The 16937-nt window shown below is 62.1% G+C and carries 15 protein-coding genes; 8 read left to right on the top strand and 7 right to left on the bottom strand.

The features are described 5' to 3' along the window. Nucleotides 1–61 precede the first annotated feature (61 nt). Together MOE34_RS00485 and MOE34_RS00480 are read left to right on the top strand one after the other, a co-directional pair. Complete coding sequence (locus MOE34_RS00485) at nt 62–1708, top strand: site-specific integrase (RefSeq protein ID WP_242219817.1); 1647 nt, start codon at nt 62–64, stop codon at nt 1706–1708. Between the two features lie 276 nt (nt 1709–1984). After that, nucleotides 1985–2353, top strand: coding sequence for a hypothetical protein (locus tag MOE34_RS00480; protein ID WP_242219816.1), 369 nt, complete (start codon nt 1985–1987; stop codon nt 2351–2353). Nucleotides 2354–2617: 264 nt separating this feature from the next. Here the strand turns inward: MOE34_RS00480 and MOE34_RS00475 are convergent, their stop codons facing one another. Then, nucleotides 2618–3247, bottom strand: a complete 630-nt coding sequence (locus tag MOE34_RS00475) for a recombinase family protein (protein ID WP_242219815.1) — start codon at nt 3245–3247, stop codon at nt 2618–2620. A gap of 630 nt (nt 3248–3877) precedes the next feature. Here MOE34_RS00475 and MOE34_RS00470 point away from each other — a divergent pair. Next, nucleotides 3878–4780, top strand: a complete 903-nt coding sequence (locus tag MOE34_RS00470) for an outer membrane beta-barrel protein (protein ID WP_242219814.1) — start codon at nt 3878–3880, stop codon at nt 4778–4780. A gap of 11 nt (nt 4781–4791) precedes the next feature. On the opposite strand, the gene MOE34_RS00465 is transcribed toward MOE34_RS00470, so the two are convergent. Next, nucleotides 4792–5976, bottom strand: coding sequence for an AI-2E family transporter (locus MOE34_RS00465; protein ID WP_431522453.1), 1185 nt, complete (start codon nt 5974–5976; stop codon nt 4792–4794). A gap of 317 nt (nt 5977–6293) precedes the next feature. Between MOE34_RS00465 and MOE34_RS00460 the strand changes: the two genes are divergently transcribed. Together MOE34_RS00460 and pgi are read left to right on the top strand one after the other, a co-directional pair. Continuing rightward, nucleotides 6294–7994 (top strand): long-chain fatty acid--CoA ligase, encoded by a 1701-nt coding sequence (locus MOE34_RS00460; protein ID WP_242219812.1) that lies wholly within the window; start codon nt 6294–6296, stop codon nt 7992–7994. A 114-nt stretch (nt 7995–8108) separates the two neighbouring features. Continuing rightward, complete coding sequence (gene pgi, locus MOE34_RS00455; protein ID WP_242219811.1) at nt 8109–9734, top strand: glucose-6-phosphate isomerase; 1626 nt, start codon at nt 8109–8111, stop codon at nt 9732–9734. 4 nt (nt 9735–9738) lie between these two features. On the opposite strand, the gene MOE34_RS00450 is transcribed toward pgi, so the two are convergent. From MOE34_RS00450 to MOE34_RS00440, 3 genes are all read right to left on the bottom strand, one after another. Then, complete coding sequence (locus tag MOE34_RS00450; protein ID WP_242219810.1) at nt 9739–10668, bottom strand: carbohydrate kinase family protein; 930 nt, start codon at nt 10666–10668, stop codon at nt 9739–9741. A gap of 63 nt (nt 10669–10731) precedes the next feature. After that, nucleotides 10732–11430 carry an orotate phosphoribosyltransferase gene (locus tag MOE34_RS00445; protein ID WP_242219809.1) on the bottom strand — a complete coding sequence of 233 codons (699 nt, stop codon included), beginning with the start codon at nt 11428–11430 and terminating at the stop codon, nt 10732–10734. A gap of 130 nt (nt 11431–11560) precedes the next feature. Next, a complete protein-coding gene (locus MOE34_RS00440; protein ID WP_242219808.1) occupies nt 11561–11986 on the bottom strand; it encodes a DoxX family protein in 426 nt (141 codons plus the stop codon). A 190-nt stretch (nt 11987–12176) separates the two neighbouring features. Here MOE34_RS00440 and MOE34_RS00435 point away from each other — a divergent pair, with 190 nt between their 5' ends. The 3 genes from MOE34_RS00435 (at nt 12177) to MOE34_RS00425 (ending at nt 15028) form a co-directional block, all read left to right on the top strand. After that, entirely contained in the window at nt 12177–12365 is a 189-nt protein-coding gene (locus MOE34_RS00435) for a hypothetical protein (protein ID WP_242219807.1), read from the top strand. A 101-nt stretch (nt 12366–12466) separates the two neighbouring features. Next, nucleotides 12467–13171, top strand: a complete 705-nt coding sequence (locus MOE34_RS00430) for a Crp/Fnr family transcriptional regulator (RefSeq protein WP_242219806.1) — start codon at nt 12467–12469, stop codon at nt 13169–13171. Between the two features lie 15 nt (nt 13172–13186). Continuing rightward, a complete protein-coding gene (locus MOE34_RS00425; protein ID WP_431522452.1) occupies nt 13187–15028 on the top strand; it encodes a CHASE2 domain-containing protein in 1842 nt (613 codons plus the stop codon). On the opposite strand, the gene MOE34_RS00420 is transcribed toward MOE34_RS00425, so the two are convergent. Then, nucleotides 15025–15663 carry a FecR family protein gene (locus tag MOE34_RS00420; RefSeq protein WP_242219804.1) on the bottom strand — a complete coding sequence of 213 codons (639 nt, stop codon included), beginning with the start codon at nt 15661–15663 and terminating at the stop codon, nt 15025–15027. The two genes, MOE34_RS00425 and MOE34_RS00420, sit on opposite strands and share 4 nt — an antisense overlap. A 173-nt stretch (nt 15664–15836) precedes the next feature. After that, on the bottom strand, nt 15837–16871 hold the full coding sequence (locus tag MOE34_RS00415; RefSeq protein WP_242219803.1) for a proline racemase family protein: 1035 nt from the start codon (nt 16869–16871) through the stop codon (nt 15837–15839). Nucleotides 16872–16937 lie beyond the last annotated feature (66 nt).

Raw genomic sequence — 16937 nt, 5'->3', positions numbered from 1 at the left:
CTTTACAATCAACGATTTGAGACACGGTTTCCGCTGATGGGACATCCAACAGGGACACTCCGTGTTTAATCCCGCATATCTGGCTAAGTCTCAAACGGGTATTTTCTATCTCCGCTGGCCTATTCCCAGAGAGCTTCACCCGCAAAAGAGGGCGAGCAGTGTCAAAGTCTCATTATCGACCAGAGACCCGAAAAAGGCATTGCGACTAGCACGCCCATTGATCCAGATAGGCATGGATCTAAATGAGGACGGAATCGCGCAAAAGATGCGGTATGATGAGCTGCGGTCTCTGCTCACGGAGCATTTTAAGACCCAACTGCAAAACAAAAAGGCGGAGATCGACGCAGAGGGTCGATTGACCGCCCAGCAACGCACCGAAATAGAAGAACTGGCATCGGTCACCCGGCAGGCCCAAACCGACGGTGGTCGCCTAGCAACGCAAGACGTTGACGACGACGAGTTGCTAAGACGCTTTGTGGCGAAGTTCCAATTGCCTATTTCCCCTAAAAGTAAGCAGTACGGATGGCTCCGCACCGAGATTGCCAATTCCTATGTCGGCTATCTGAACGCTATCCTAAAATATGATGACTCACTAACAGACTACGATTTCAGCGATATTCAGCCGCCTGTACATACAAAGGAGGCAAACCCGACCCTACAGAAAGGCCTGAGTATAGGGACTTTAGGCGCGCACTATCGCGCCGAAAAGGAGGTCGGCGGCAATTGGGCGACTAGAACCAAGCTGGAGAAAGTCGACCATATAAAGCTAATCGAGGAAATTCTCGGACCAGAAAGAGATATCCGCAGCCTGTCGGCACTCGACGCAAAGAAAGTCAAAGACACTCTGGTCGTCCTTCCGAAAAATCGATTCAAGAAGGCAGCGACGAAAAACAAGACACTATCCGAGATCATTGATATGGAAGGCTTGGAACGCGTCCAAGTCCCCACGATCAACAAGTACCTTCAGACCTACAATGACATGTTTGAGTGGGCTAGGCGGAATGGCCATGTAGACACGAACTTATTTTCGGGCCTCTTCATTCGTCAAAAGAGAAAAAGCGCCCAAGATAGGCGGGATGCATTCTCGGAACAGCAGATCAATCTTCTGCTGCAAACCCTTACTGACAACCGGAATAACCTTATTCGCAAGCACTACCAGAAATGGGGCCCCTTGATAGGGCTGTATACGGGCGCTCGCCTCAATGAAATTGCGCAGATAGAGCTAGCCGATATTCAGCAAGAAGACGGTATCTGGTTCTTCGACCTAAACGACGATGGCAACGACAAGCATTTGAAGTCAGTGGCCGCGCGGAGACGCATACCCATCCACCGGCAGCTACTTACCTTTGGTCTTTTAGCGGAGGTGGAGCGGCTGAGAAGACGCGGAAGCAAACATTTCTTTCCCGATCTCACCGACTCAGTAGAGCATGGCAGAGGAAGGAACCTTGGTCGTTGGTTCAATGAAAAGCTTTTGCCAAAGCTAGGCATTAAGAGCGAAGCGCTCGTGTTTCATAGCTTACGCCACACCGTTGTTACAAAGCTTATGCACGCCGATGTAGAAGAGCCCATAGTAAAGGCGCTAGTCGGACACGCTCAGATCGGCGTAACCCAGAACAATTATTTCAAGGGATACTCTATTCACCAATTAAACAAGGCTATGCAGACTCTCGACTACCATAGTGCATTTGACACAGGGTCCGCCCGATAACCGGTAGCTATTGACAGCGGCGAGCCGAAGACTCAAACAGATACCAGAGCTGTACGTGCGGCTCTGGGGCATCGAAACCCCTCATGACTAGGACCGTGCTGCCAAAACAGCACAACTCTTCGACCTATGGTCGGGGAGCCTGCGGCGTATGCAACAGGTTCTCCGAACTAAAGGCCGTAGGGCCGTGTCATGCGGTTTCGAACTCCCCGATCACCAGAGATCGAAGGGCAATTCGCGGGGACGTACCGCGACAGTTGCTCAATGGGGAAACAACGCATGACAGTGCTTGTCGTCATCGCCCTAATGGGGTGGGCTGTATATAAGTTCTTTAAGCTAAACACCTCCGCAGGAACCGAGGCTGTCAGAGCCTACTATTTTCTAGAGGCTTGTTTGGCTGGCAACGATCAGCTCAACGCAAATCGCTTCGCCCACTTAAGTCTGACTGGTGGAAGCCCAATAGATATCCAGAGAGTGCTTAGTGAAATAAATAGTGTGCACGGTGGCAAGCAGCTTCCTTTGATTGCCGAGGCATACAGAATGGGTATGCATCCCATGATGCCGCGCTGGTACCAATCAATCACGATGAATGCGCCAGTAACACCTGCGATTGAGTTGATATATAGAGCACCGCTCGCGCGGCGATAGCTATATCGGTTGGTATCGGCCACAGCTCGCTTCTTGCGGGCAGAGCGAGCCAGATAGCTGGCTGGTATCGTGGCACATCTGGTTTGCTTATACGGGCGACATAGAAAGCTAAATTATATCAGTACATTGGCATATTGCTGTCAAAACCGAATATTCGCACAGAGGGCCGCCGAGGACCTTCCTTCTCCTGCGTAGGGTTTCCATTATTCCGTTGCGAAAAGCGCGCCCACGGGCCGCTATGGGCGATTGAGGCGCTATTGACAGTCAATTCCACCGTGCCAACATTTTCGCGGCGGCGATAGGGTCATTTTTGATCCTCAAAACCGTCTGCCGGGTCACCTTTGTAGCCTTATATATCTCAGTAGCGCCGCTGCCTTGAGCAAGCATGTCGAGAACAAGTTGGTATTGCTCGGCGCTGAAACGAGGTTTCCTGCCCTTGTATTTCTCGCTGCTGGCCTTGGCATGCTCAATGCCGGCCTTCTGTGCCTCTTTGGTCGCCTCAGCTTGCGCTTGAGCTGTCGCAGCCATGAAGCCGATTAAAGCGTCGCGCACGGCCTGCTGGATCGGGTCGGTCGTAGAGCCATCAAACGTCATGCTGTTGATTACAGTTTTGATTATGACGCCCCGGCGCATGAACTCCTGTATGGTGTCACACACATCCCTGTAGTTTCTGCCGAGGCGGTCTACCCAGCGGACAATCAGGATGTCCCCATGTCGAAGCAGGTCAAAGAGGCGTTTGCCTTCAGGCCGGTCTATGAGCTTAGTTGATAAGCCGGATTGTCCACGGTCCGCTATAACTAGATCGATATTATAGCCCGCTTTGCGAGCCTGTTGCTCTTGCAGCTCTACGGTCTGATCAGCGGTCGATACGCGGGCATAAAAGATGGTCGACATATACAGGCTCCCGTCCATATGGTTCCTGTACACATAAATCATGTCCACAGATTTAAATCAACCCTTGTGGACATTGCTTTGTGGCTACTTCCATATGTACACTGGGGTATACCCATATGGTCACACCTATGCACCGAATGGTGACAAGTTGGCACTTGACGCCTCATTGACCAGAGCCACTTGTCTTCTCATATTCATATCTAATTTAAACAATTTATATAGCTATATATATAAATATATATAATACTACCATCTGTTATATCTAGATAGCTATCTAGTTATATATAGATTATATTTAGTATTATATCTAGTTATTATCTGTATTATCTCGCCTCCGGCAATGGAACCGATACGAGCTTTCGTTTATCCTTATAGCAAGGGCAATACCTGCCTACCCTATCGGCCTCTACGTTCCTACCTAGTACGTTTTAGCGGCAGGCAAACTCGGCTCATTTTTACACAGCGGGCTTTGAAGGCGGGGTATGGGGGGAACTATCAACCCACTTTGTGAGTGATACCCTTGCGAAAAATTTTGCCACCTGCATACTTAGCGCTCCAGTGATCCAAGAAAGAGGGACATCGGGTCCGTCTACTCGCTATCGGAATCAATGATTTCAAATTGATAAGCGAATGGTCAACGCTCACCTAAGCGGCACCATTTTTCAAACAGCTTTCCAAGTGTTTGGCCTCTACAGCCACAAGCGCGTCCTGCCCGCCTCCCGCGAGGCCGCGGCAGCATATCCGCTCGGCCTCGTTGATCGTCCATTAACCATAACAAGCGTACTGATACAAAGAGATCGGACCGCCGAGGGGATGGGCATGTCTTACAAGCTACTGGCTTCGGCGGCAGCCGCCTTGCTGCTTGTTCCAGCATCGGCATTCGCGGATGAAGCGGGCTTTTTCGCCGGCCTCGATGCAACTGGCGGGATTGCCTTCGGATCGTCCAGCACGACGGATGGCGGGGCGCCCTTCGCCGGCGGCGGCGTGGTCGAGAATGTGAAGTTCAAGACGACCGCGGGCATTGGCGGGCATGCCGGCTACAGGTTCGACTCCCCCTTCTCCGCGTTCGTCAGCTATCAATACCTTGAGGGTCGTGTGAACTGGGATGCGCGCTATCCGCTGTTTGGTGTCGCATCGAACTTCCAGGGCACGGCCGTCAGCCACGTCCTGATGGGCAACCTTGCCTACGATTTTTCCCTCTCCGATACGACCTCGTTCAGGACCATCGCCGGGCTGGGGCTGTCGTTCAACACCTTGTCCAGTGTCGCGGAAGCGGATGAGGGAACGGGCCTGTTTCTTGCCAATCTCGCCGAAAAGACCCGGATAAATCCAACGGCACAGGTCGGGGCCGGCATTCGGCACAAGCTGACGGACAGCATCACCTGGGGCCTCAGCACATCGGTCAGCTATAGCGGCGGCTTTGAAACGGGAACGACGCGCAGCGGCAATCTCGGCGTGACGCCGATCAACCCGTACAAGATCGACGACGTGTGGCGCGCCACCCTCGGGACGTCGATCAGCTTCCGGTTCTGAGCAAGGGCGTCCTACCCGACATTGCGCTCCGGCTCAGGCCGCGGGGTCGTTTCCGCATGAGGATCGAGCAGGATCGGGGAGACCGGTTCGGTCGCCTCGATATCGCGGATCCATTCGCGCCAGATGGCGACGAGGAGGGCCATCAGCACGGGGCCGATGAAGAGGCCGAGGAAGCCCATGGTCTTCACGCCGCCGATGAGGCCGAAGAATGTGGGCAGGAAGGGCAGCTTGATCGGACCGCCGACAAGGCGGGGGCGCAGCGTCTTGTCGACGATGAAGAGCTCGATGGCGCCCCAGGCGAAGAGGGCAAGGCCCGCGACAGGCGAACCACTGGAAACGAGATAGACCGAGACCAGGGTGAAGGAGAGCGGCGCACCGCCGGGGAAGAGCGCCATGACGCCGGTCAGCACGCCGAGCGTGACGGCGGACGGCACGCCGGCGATCCAATAGGCGACGCCGAGCACGATGCCCTCGCCGATCGCGATCAGCGTCATGCCCGTGACGGTGGAGCTGATCGTCGCCGGAACGATGCGCGAGAAGCGTTCCCAGCGCGTCGGCAGGATACGCTCGCCGAGGCGATCCACCTGCGCGGCGAAGGACTGGCCGTCGCGATAGATGAAGAACAGCGCGATCAGCATGAAGAGCATGGCGAGCAGCAGGCTGAAAGCCTTGCCGCCGGCCGCCAGCGCCACGCGGTAGATATTGCCGATATTGGCGCCGCTGACGACCTGCGTGAGTTCGCCGATCGCGCCCGGATGATCGAGGAAGCGCGTCCACTGCATGTCCAGCCAGCCGCCGACGACCGGTAGCACGCGTATCCAGTCCGGCGTCGGCGCGCCGGTGCGGTTCGTCTCCACCGCCCAGCCGATCCAGTCGCGGACCTCGTGAATGGCGTAAGTGGCGGCGAACATGACGGGGCCGACGATGAAGCCGAGGATGAGGAGAATGGCGATGGAGGCCGCGAGCGTGCGGTTGCCGTTCACGCGCGCCAGCAGGCGGGAATAGAGCGGCCAGCTCGCAAAGGCGATGACCAGCGCGGCCAGCACGGGGACGACGAAGCCGTGGAAGAAATAGATGCCGGCGAGCACGACGAGAACGAGAAGCCACCGCGCGACCGAAATCGGGGATATGAGCGCCGCGCCGGTCTGGCGGGGGGCGCCGAGAAACCGCGGCTCACTTCTACGTTCCGAATGCAGCAACTGACACAACTCCCGTGATCCGGCGCCCCTACCGGAGCGCCTCACTCCGTTCTACCTGAGGAATGTTAAACATATACGCGGTTTTTTGGGCAATGGCGCGGTGCGTCGCCGCAGGGTGGCGACAAATCGCCCATCTCACGAAAAAGCTATCGGAATGGGTACGTTCCGATTATTGACGTTTACGTCAATGTAATATAGCGATGACTCTTGATGGCGCCCGCCAAAAGCATCATCTTGTCTGCATCGGACGGTTGGAGGACCTGCCGCTGCGGCGGAACGGACGATGCCAGCGCCCCACGAACGAGGAGGACCCCATGCCGGCCACTGAGACGCCCCCTTCCACGCAGCCGTCCGGCCGCTTCTGGCTCGCCTCCTATCCGGAGGGCATCGCCAGCGAGATCGCGCCGCTCGGACACAATTCCATCGGCGCGCTCGTGGAAAGCTGCTGCGCTCAATATGGCGACCGCCCGGCCTTCACCAGCATGGGCAAGACGCTGACCTTCCGGGATTTCGACGCCGCCTCGCGCAATATCGCCGCCTGGCTGCAGGCGCGCGGGCTTGAAAAGGGCGACCGCGTCGCCGTCATGATGCCGAACATCCTGCAAAACCCCGTCATCATCTTCGGCATCCTGCGCGCCGGCCTCGTCGTGGTGAACGTCAATCCGCTCTATACGCCGCGCGAACTCGAGCACCAGTTGAAGGATGCGGGCGCCAAGGCGCTGTTCGTCCTGGAGAATTTTGCGACTACTGTCGCGCAGGTCGTCTCGCGCACGGCCGTCAGGCACGTGGTCGTCACCACGATGGGCGACATGCTCGGCCTCAAGGGCCTCATCGTCAATCTCGTCGTACGCAAGGTCAAGAAGCTGGTGCCGGAATGGTCGCTGCCGGGCCATATCCCCTTCAAGCAGGTCATGGCGGAGGGCGCGCGCGGCGCGGTGAAGCCGGTCAGCATCGTGCCGGGCGACACGGCGTTCCTGCAATATACCGGCGGCACGACGGGCGTTTCCAAGGGCGCGACGCTGACCCATGCGAACCTGCTGTCCAACATGGAACAGATCAAGCTGTGGATCGAGCCGGTCTTCCGCATCAAGAAGCGGCCGGAGCAGCTCACCTTCATCTGCGCCCTGCCGCTCTACCATATCTTCGCGCTGACGGTGAACGGGCTGGCGGGCATCGCGCTCGGCGGCCATAACGTGCTGATCGCCAACCCGCGCGACATTCCCGCCTTCGTCAAGGAGTTGGGGAAGTACCATCCCCATGTCTTCCCGGGTCTCAACACGCTGTTCAATGCGCTGATGAACAATCCGGACTTCTCCAAGCTCGATTTCTCCGAACTCGTGCTGACGCTCGGCGGCGGCATGGCGGTGCAGCGCCCGGTCGCCGAACGCTGGCAGAAGATGACGGGCTGCTCCATCACCGAAGGCTACGGCCTTTCCGAGACCTCGCCGGTGGCGACCGCCAACCGCTTCGACAAGCCGGAATTCACCGGCACGATCGGCCTTCCCCTGCCCTCCACCGATATCGAGATCCGCGACGACGAGGGCCGCACGCTGGCGCTCGGCGAGGTCGGCGAGATCTGCATCCGCGGCCCGCAGGTCATGGCCGGCTATTGGCAGCGCCCGGACGAGACGGCCAAGGTGATGACGCCGGACGGCTTCTTCCGTTCCGGCGACATCGGCTTCATGACGGCCGAAGGCGTCACCAAGATCGTCGACCGCAAGAAGGACATGATCCTCGTCTCCGGCTTCAACGTCTTCCCCAACGAGGTGGAGGAGGTCGCCATGTCCCATCCCGGCATCCTGGAATGCGCGGCCATCGGCGTGCCGGACGAACATTCCGGCGAGGCGGTAAAGCTCTTCGTGGTCAGGAAGGACCCTGCGCTGACGGAAGCCGACGTGAAGGCCCATTGCGCGGCGAACCTGACCAATTACAAGCGGCCGAAATTCGTGGAGTTCCGCACCGAGCTGCCGAAATCCAACGTCGGCAAGATCCTGCGCAAGGATCTCCGGGGCTGAGCATAGCCCCGGTTAAACCGATTTAATTTTTTCGCCAAGTGGCGTTTGCGGACTTGATTTGGACACGCCAAAGCGACTAGCTAGCGGCATCGTCCAAAGCCAGGGAAGACGCCGATGAACGCGCTTGTCGAAAAGCTGAAATCCATCGTCCGCGATACCAACGCCACAGACATCAGGGCAGCCTTCGCGGCCGATCCCCAGCGGTTCTCCCGCTACAGCACAACGCTCGGCGACTTCCTGTTCGACTACTCCAAATGCGCGATGAACGACGCCGTGCTCGACGCGCTGGAGGCGCTGGCGAAGGACGCCGGCGTCGAGAAGAAGCGCGATGCCATGTTCGCCGGCGAGATCATCAACATCACGGAAGAGCGCGCGGTGCTGCACACGGCGCTGCGCAACCGTTCCAACAAGCCCGTGCTCGTCGAGGGCAAGGACGTCATGCCCGACGTCAATTCGGTGCTCGACGCCATGGGCGCCTTCGCCGAGGATGTGCGTACCGGCGCGCTGAAGGGCGCGACGGGCAGGAAGATCACCGACGTCGTCAATATCGGCATCGGCGGCTCGGACCTCGGGCCGGTCATGGCGACGCTGGCGCTCGCGCCCTACCATGACGGCCCGCGCCTGCATTTCGTCTCCAATATCGACGGCGCGCATATCGCCGATACGCTGAAGCTGCTGGAGGCCGAGACGACGCTCTTCATCGTCGCCTCCAAGACCTTCACCACCATCGAGACGATGACCAATGCCGCGACGGCCCGCAAGTTCATCGCCGAAAAGCTGGGCGAGGCCGCCGTCGGGCACCATTTCTGCGCGGTCTCGACGGCGCTCGACAAGGTCGCGGCCTTCGGCATCGACGAGGCCCGCGTATTCGGCTTCTGGGATTGGGTCGGCGGACGCTATTCGATCTGGTCGGCCATCGGCCTGCCGCTGATGATCGCCGTCGGAAAAGACGATTTTGCCGCGTTCCTCGCCGGCGGCCACGCCATCGACACCCATTTTCGCGAGGCGCCGATCCGCGAAAACATTCCGATGCTGCTCGGTCTCATCGGCTTCTACCATCGCAACGTGCTGAACTATCCCTCGCGCGCCATCCTGCCCTACGACCAGCGCCTGTCGCGCTTCCCGGCCTATCTCCAGCAGCTCGACATGGAATCGAACGGCAAGTCGGTGACGGTGGATTCGACGCCGGTCACCTGCAAGACCGGCCCTGTCGTCTGGGGCGAGCCGGGCACCAACGGCCAGCACGCCTTCTACCAGCTCATCCACCAGGGCACGTCGGTCATCCCGACCGAGTTCATGATCGCGGCGAACGGCCACGAGAAGACCCTGCGCCACCAGCACCAGCTCCTTATCGCCAATTGCCTTGCGCAGTCGGAAGCACTGATGAAGGGCCGTTCGCTCGCCGAGGCGAAGGCGCAGCTCACCTCGAAGGGCATGGACACAGCGAAGGCCGACAGGATCGCGCCGCACCGCGTCTTTTCCGGCAACCGCCCGTCGATCACCATGGTCTATGACAGCCTGACGCCTTTCGCGCTCGGCCGGCTGATCGCACTCTACGAACACCGCGTCTTCGTGGAAGGCGCGCTCTTCAACATCAATTCCTTCGACCAGTGGGGCGTGGAACTCGGCAAGGAACTGGCGACGGGCCTCCTGCCGGTCGTGGAAGGCAAGGAGAGCGCCGCCGGGCATGATTCCTCGACGGCCGGGCTTGTCGCGGCGCTGCTGAAGGCGGCGGAATAGCCCTTTATGCCAGCCCGATCTCCTTCGCCCAGGGCGGGTTCGCCCCGGCGCGGGAGACGGTGACGGCGGCGGCCTTCGCGCCGAGGGCGAGGACGTTGGCGATCTGGTCCTCGGAGAGTTTCGCCACCTGCTGCTTGGTGAGCAGGTTCTGCATCTTCAGCGAGGCGAGCACGCCCGCATCGAAGGTGTCGCCCGCGCCGACCGTGTCGACCACCGTCACGCGCTCGCTCGGCACCGTGACCTTGTGGCTCGCCGTATAGCCGACCGCGCCTTCCGCGCCACGCGTGACGACGACGAGCTTGGCGCCGTGGCGCAGCCAGTGGCGCGCAAGCGCATCCTCGTCCCCCTCCAGGCCGAACCAGGCAAGGTCCTCATCGGAGAACTTGACGATATCGGCCATCGCCGCCATGCGGCGGATGCGGCCCATATGGGCGTCCTTGTCCTTGATGAAACCGGGGCGGATGTTCGGGTCGAGCGAGATGACGCGCTTGTCGTGCTCACGCCGCAGCAGCGCCTCGTAGGTGGAGCCGCAGGGTTCCGGAATGAGGCTGATCGCACCGAAATGGATGGCTTCGCAATCCTCGCCCAAGGCCGGCAGCTCGGCTTCGGTGATCATGCGGCCGGCGGTGCCCTCGTCATAGAAGGCGTAGGTCGCATGGCCGTCGACCAGCTTGACGAAGGCGACCGTGGTGGGGCGCGAGAGCGTGGCGCAGTAGCTGTAGTCCACGCCGCTCTCGCCCAGCGTCTTGCGCAGGATGTCGCCCATCATGTCGTCGGAAAGACCGGTGAAGAAGCCCGTCGGCACGCCGAGGCGGCCGAGCGCGATGGCCGTGTTGAAGATCGCCCCGCCGGCATAGGGCGCATAGGCGTCCTCGCCGAGGGTGGTCGTCCGCGGCAGCATGTCGATCAGCGCTTCACCACAACACAGGATCATCAACGTTCCTCCAATCGATTTTCAATCGATTTAAACGATCATGGCAAAAAGCGCCAGAGGCTTTTACGACGTCGGCAGCTCCGACACGCCGCCATGGGCGGCGGACCAGGCGAGCGGGGCGTCAAAGAAGGCCTCGACGGAGGCGAGCGTCGCATCGTCGAAGAACTTCTCCTTGCGGGCCACGGCCAGGACGTCGCGCCAGGAGGCGATGTGATGCAGCTTGACACCGCCATTGGCATAGCGGGCTTCGGCTTCCTTGAAGATGCCGTAGTAGAAGAGCGACATGCCATGCTCGACCACGCCGCCGGCCGTCCGGATGGCGTCGATGAAGGTGAACATGGAGCCGCCGACCGTCACGAGGTCCTCGATGACGAGCACGCGAGCGCCCTCCGCCATCACGCCCTCGATCTGCGCGGCGCGGCCGTGGCCCTTGGGCTTCTTGCGCACATAGATCATCGGCAGGCCGAGACGGTCGGCCAGAAGCGCGGCGAAGGGAATACCGGCCGTCTCGCCCCCGGCGATGACGTCGAAGCGCTCGAAGCCGGCATTGCGCGTGATGGTCGCGGCGGCGAAGTCCATGATGGCCGAGCGGATGCGCGGATAGGAAAGCAGCTTGCGGCAATCCATATAGACCGGGGCGGCCATGCCGGAAGCGAAGGTATAGGGCTGCTCCGGGCGGAAATGCACCGCCTTGATCTCCCAGAGCATGCGAGCCATCAGCTCGGCCATCACGTCTCGGTCCGGAAAGGAATTGGAAAACATCGGCATCTCCCGCATGACTGTCTTTGCCTGCGCATAGCAGCAAGGACGCCGGTTTTCCAGCGTCCAGACAGCGAAAAACCCTCCCCGGCGACCGGAGAGGGTTTCTGAACGGACAGGCTTGCGGTCGCGATCAGGCGGCGGCGCGGCGGCCGTCGATCGAGAGGGCGCCCGGGCCGAAGGCGGCGAGGACGAGGAAGCCGCCGGCAATCGTGATGTTCTTCCACATCATCAGGCCGTTGAAGACGGTGAGGAGGCCGTTCGCGCCTTCCGGGAAGTCCGGGATGTTGATCGAGCCGCTGTGGAAGACGAGCGCGGTGAAGACGCTGAAGGCCGCCAGCAGGACGGCGGCGATGCGCGTCTGGAAGCCTACGAGGATGAAGAGACCGGCGACCAGCTCGAAGATGCCGGCGAGATAGGCGAGCAGCGTGGCTGCCGGCAGGCCGGCGCCGGAGATCATGCCGGCGGTGCCCGACGGATCGAGCAGCTTCGGATAACCGGCCGTGATGAACATGAGGGCGAGGAGGATACGTCCGGCGAGGACGAGGATGTGCTGCATGGAAAGCTCCTGAGGCTTTGTCGTTTGCGGGTGGCAGGAGAGATAGCAGCTTTCCCCCGTCAAGCCAGCCGGCGGATCGGAAGACAGATCGTTCTGTTTTTGTGAACGATCTCCTGTTCCCCGCGAAACAGACCTGCCGCAACGGCCGTGCGAGAAAAGGGATGCCACCCCGCCCCTTGCCGGAGACGACATGCGCCTCACCCTTCTCGCCCTTGCCCTTGCCGCCTCCGCCTTCGCCTTCGCCTCTGCCGGCCATGCGGGCAGCGGCTACGGGCAGGGTTATTACGGCCGCTACCAGCAGAACTGCATCACCAAGCGCATCCGCACCACGGACGCCTATGGGCGGACGGTCGTCAAGCGGGTGCGCATCTGCCAGTAGGCGGGCCGGGACGCTCCGTTCTTTTCTGTTGCAAGCGCCCGGCGGCTGGGCGAAGATTTCCGGCGAGCGGCCCCTTGTACGGCGGCCGGGGGAAACCGGATATGAACGAGATCAACAAGAGTGCCGCGTTCTGGCGTTCTTTTCCGATTTTCGAAGGGTTCGGCAAGGAGACGATCGGCGAGATCGCGGCAATCGCGACCTATCGCAAATGGCCTGCCGGCACCGTCATCTTCCAGCGCGGCGACGATGGCACCTATCTCATCGTGCTCGTTTCCGGCCGCATCAAGCTCTCGCTCATCACGCCCCAGGGCAAGGAGCTGTCGCTGCGCCAGCTCGAACCCGGCTCGATACTCGGCGAGATGGCGATCCTGGACGGCCAGCCGCGCTCGGCCGACGCCACCGCGGCCGTCGCGACGGAGGGCTACGTCATCTCCAAGCGCGACTTCCTCGATCTCCTCGCCCGCAACCCCACCGCCGCGCAGGCGATCATCCACTATCTCTGCGGCAAGCTGCGCGAGACGACGGAGCAGCTCGAGACCATCGCGCTCTACGATCTCGATGCCCGCGTCGCCCGTTTCTTCCTCGCCACGCTGCGCACCATCCATGGCGAGGAACTGCCCGACAGCGCCAATCTCCAGCTTTCGCTGAGCCAGACGGAGATCGCCGGCATCCTCGGCGCCAGCCGGCCCAAGATCAACCGCTCCATCCTGGCGCTGGAGGAGGCCGGCGCCATCCGCCGCAGCGACGGCATCATCCATTGCCATATCGGCCGGCTCTACGGCATTGCCGAGCCGGATGACGAATAGGCCGCCAGCCGCATGATCGCCAAGAAATACAGGCCCCTTGCCGCCGGCCTCGTCGCAAGCCTTGCCGGCGCGCTGGCGCTCTTCTGCCTCGGCGAGACGGCGCTGGAGCAGCAGCGCGAATTCTATTTCGACGCCCTGACGCAGGCGGTGCCCATTCCCCTCAGCGACCGGATCGCCGTCGTCGACATCGACCGCAAGGCTTTCCAAGGTGCACCGAACAAGGACTGGACCCGCGCCCAGACGGCCGACCTGGTCCGTCGCCTTGCCGCCGCAAGGCCGGCCGCCATCGCCTTCGACTTCGTCTTCAGCACCGATTGCGCGGCGGACGAGCCGGCCAATGCGGCGCTGGCCGGAGCCATCGGCACTGTGCCGACCGTTCTCGGCTTCCTGATCGGAGAAACGCCCGACGGCGCCCCCCACCCCGTTCCCAAGCTCGCCCTGCAGCGACCGGTCGGCGTGCCGGACCTCTGGTTCATCGAGGGCACGGAAAGCTCCTGCCCGTTCCTGCAGGACAGGTCCGCCGCGGCGGCCGCATCCTTCCTCGTCGGCGACGAGGATGCGGTGGTGCGCCGCGTGCAGGCCTATGCCATCGTCGGCAATGCGGCCTATCCGGCGCTCGGCGTGGAGGCGGCGCGGCTGGCGGCCGGCGCGCGCACGCCGGTGCTCGGCGGCGATCCCGTCTGGCTGCGCCACGATTCGCGCATCCTCCGGCTCGACGAGGATGGCAGCCTGCGTTTCGTGGCAAGCGGCCCCGGGGCGATCGCGGCGCGCACCGTCTCGGCTGGGGACGTGGCGTCGGGCCGCGTGCCGGCGGAGACCTTTACCGGCAAGGTCGTGCTGGTCGGCAGCAGCCTGCCCAATCTCGGCGGCCTGCGCACGAGCGCCTCCCTGCCGCTCGAACCCTCCGTGCAAATCCATGCGGATGTGGCCAACGCCATCCTGACGGACCATATCCCGGCGCGCGATCTCGGTCTCCTGCCCGCCGAGGCGGGTTTCGCCTTCCTCGCCGGCGCGACGGCCGCCTTCGCGGCCGCGCGGCTGCGACCGCTCGGCGCGGCCCTGGCCGGCATCGGCCTTATCGGCCTCGTCTTCGGCGGGTCGATATTGCTCTATGCCCGTACAGCGCTCCTGTCGGATGCCGTCGGCGTCTCCCTCATCGTCGCAACGGCGGCGCTCGTCACGGGGCTGCTGCAATATGCCCATGTGCGCCGCGCCGAGGCGACGGCCCGCCAGCGCTTTGCGCAATACCTGCCGCAATCGGTCGTCTCGCGCTACATCGACAATCCCGACCTCGGCCGCGTGGCCGGCGAGGAACGGCAGGTGACGGCGCTCTTTACCGATATCGAGGGTTTTTCCGGCCTCGCCCAGAAGATCGGCCCGCACGATCTCGTCAGGCTGCTCGACATCTACTTCTCCGAGGTGAACGCCCTCGTCGCCCGGCACGGCGGTATGGTGGACAAGGTGGTGGGCGACGCGGTGCACGCGCTCTTCAACGCACCGGACGATCTCGACCGCCATGTCGACAAGGCGCTCGCCTGCGCCGACGAAATCCGCGCGCTGACCGAGGAGATGCGCCGCCGCCCGGCCTTCCTCGAAAAGGACTTCGGCCGCACGCGCATCGGCGTCGAGACGGGCATGGCGGTGCTGGGGGAAGTGGGCGCGGGCGGCAAGCTCGACTACACCGCCCATGGCGATGCCGTGAACCTCGCCGCGCGGCTGCAGGACGCCAACAAGTTTCTCGGCACGCAGATCTGCATCGGCCCCCGTGCGGCCGGGGAGACGAGCCGCACGCTGCGCGCCATCGGCAGCCACGAAATCCGCGGCTTCGGCACGATGGAACTGTTCACCCTGGATTAGCGGATGCCGGCGCTCGCATAGGCCTCGCGGATGCGCGCCTCGCCCCATTGCTTGACTTCGCCGGGAGCTTCCCCCGGAGCCTTGATCTCCACGCCCTCGCCCCGGTTGACCGCCCGCGTCACGCCGCCGCCGGTGACTTCCACGCGGCCATGCTCGACGAAGACGGAAAAGACGCCGCGATTTGGTCCGGCGAAGAATTTCGTGCCGCGCACGCCGATCATGCCGAAAGCGGTGCGCATGGTGAGGTCGATCTTGGCAAGGCCCTCCGGCCGGTCGAAGACCATCTGGCCCGTGCCAAGCTCGATGACGCCGCCCTGCCCGGCGATGAAACTGTCGATCAGGAGCTCCGTCTCGCTGCCAAGATGCAGGCTCGTATCCTCGCCCAGCGCCAGCTCGGCGAAGCTTTCCCGGCCGGTGGTGACGAAATCCCGGTCCATCAGGTTCGCGCCTGCCTTGAGGCCCTCCAGCAGGTTCTCCTGCCGGCGGTTGACCTCGCCGGAAACCGCCACCGCCCTGCCGATGACGACATTGGCCTGCGTGGCGCGGATGCCGATGCCCGTCAGCGCAAGCGCGCCTCCCGCCAGAAAGAGCCGGCGGCTGAGGGAGACCGGACGGAAAGCCTTCGACATCGACATGACGCACCTTTCGCGCGGGAAACCGCCCGCGGGAGGAATTGAACCGATAGGCGCCCGCGCGTCAATGAGGAGCGCGGCGGGCCATACCCTTATGCGCCGCTCCCGGCCATTCCTCTGTTCCCGCGGAAACAGAGGGTGGCAGGCGCGGAAACCTCGCGCCCGCCACGTATCGCTCAGACGATCTCGCCGGCCTGCGGACCCCAGGTGTCCGTCATGGCGAAACCGTTCGCCAGCGGATCGGTCGGGTCGAGCGCGATCTGGTGCAGGCCGAAGGTCCAGCCGCGGCCGGTGATGGTGGGGATGATGGCCTTGCGGCCGGCAACCTCGGTCTCGGCCTGAAGGCCGACCTCGAACTCGGAGCCGATGATGGAGCGCGAGCGGAACGTATCGCCGACCTTGGCAAGGCCTCGCGCATGGAGCGTCGCCAGATTGGCGGAATTGCCGGTGCCGCAGGGCGAGCGGTCGACGCGGCCCGGCCACATGGTCGTGGCGGTGCGCACGAGGCCATCCGGGTCGCGGTCGCGGAACATGACATAGGCGACGCCGTTGATTTCCGGAATTTCCGGATGCACGACCTTCATCGACTTGTTGATGAGGTCCTTCAGCGCCATGCCGGCATCGACCAGCTTGCGGGCGTTGCCCTTCTCGATCTTCGTGCCGATCTGGTCGACATCGACCAGCGCGTAGAAGATGCCGCCATAGGAGATGTCGAAGCGCACGCGGCCCCAATGCGGCGTGTCGATCTCGGCGTCCAGTTCCTGCGCGAAGGAGGGCACCATGGTGAGCTTGACCTTCTCGCAGCGCCCGTCGCGGCAGGTCGCCGTCGCCTTGACGAGGCCGGCGGCCGTGTCGAGCACGACGACCGTTTCCGGCTCCTTCATCTCGACGATGCCCGATTCGAGCAGCGCCGTGGTGACGCAGATCGAGTTGGAGCCGGAGGAGGCGTGCGCCTGGTCGGCCTGGAGGATGATGAAGCCGGCATCGGCCTCGGGGCGCTTGGCCGGAACCAGCAGGTTGACCGAGCCGGTCGCCGCCGCGCGCGGCTCAAGGCACAGGAAGCGGCGCAGGCTGTCGTCGACCGTGTTGATGTGGTTGAGTTGTTCGGCGATCGTGTTGCCGGGGATCTTCGGCACGCCGCCGATGGCCACCTTGCCGATCTCACCCTCGCAATGAACGTCCAGCAACTGGATCGTGCGCTTCCATCTCATGTCGATATGCTCCGTTCTCGCCGGCCGCCCGGCCGCTCTTCGCCTTCTGATATATCAGATTGCCAT

It is taken from the genome of Shinella zoogloeoides (assembly GCF_022682305.1).
In the GTDB taxonomy this organism is placed as follows: Bacteria; Pseudomonadota; Alphaproteobacteria; order Rhizobiales; family Rhizobiaceae; genus Shinella; species Shinella zoogloeoides_B.
The sequence above is the reverse complement of the archived record's forward strand: the minus strand, read 5'-3'. Positions and strand labels throughout refer to the sequence as shown.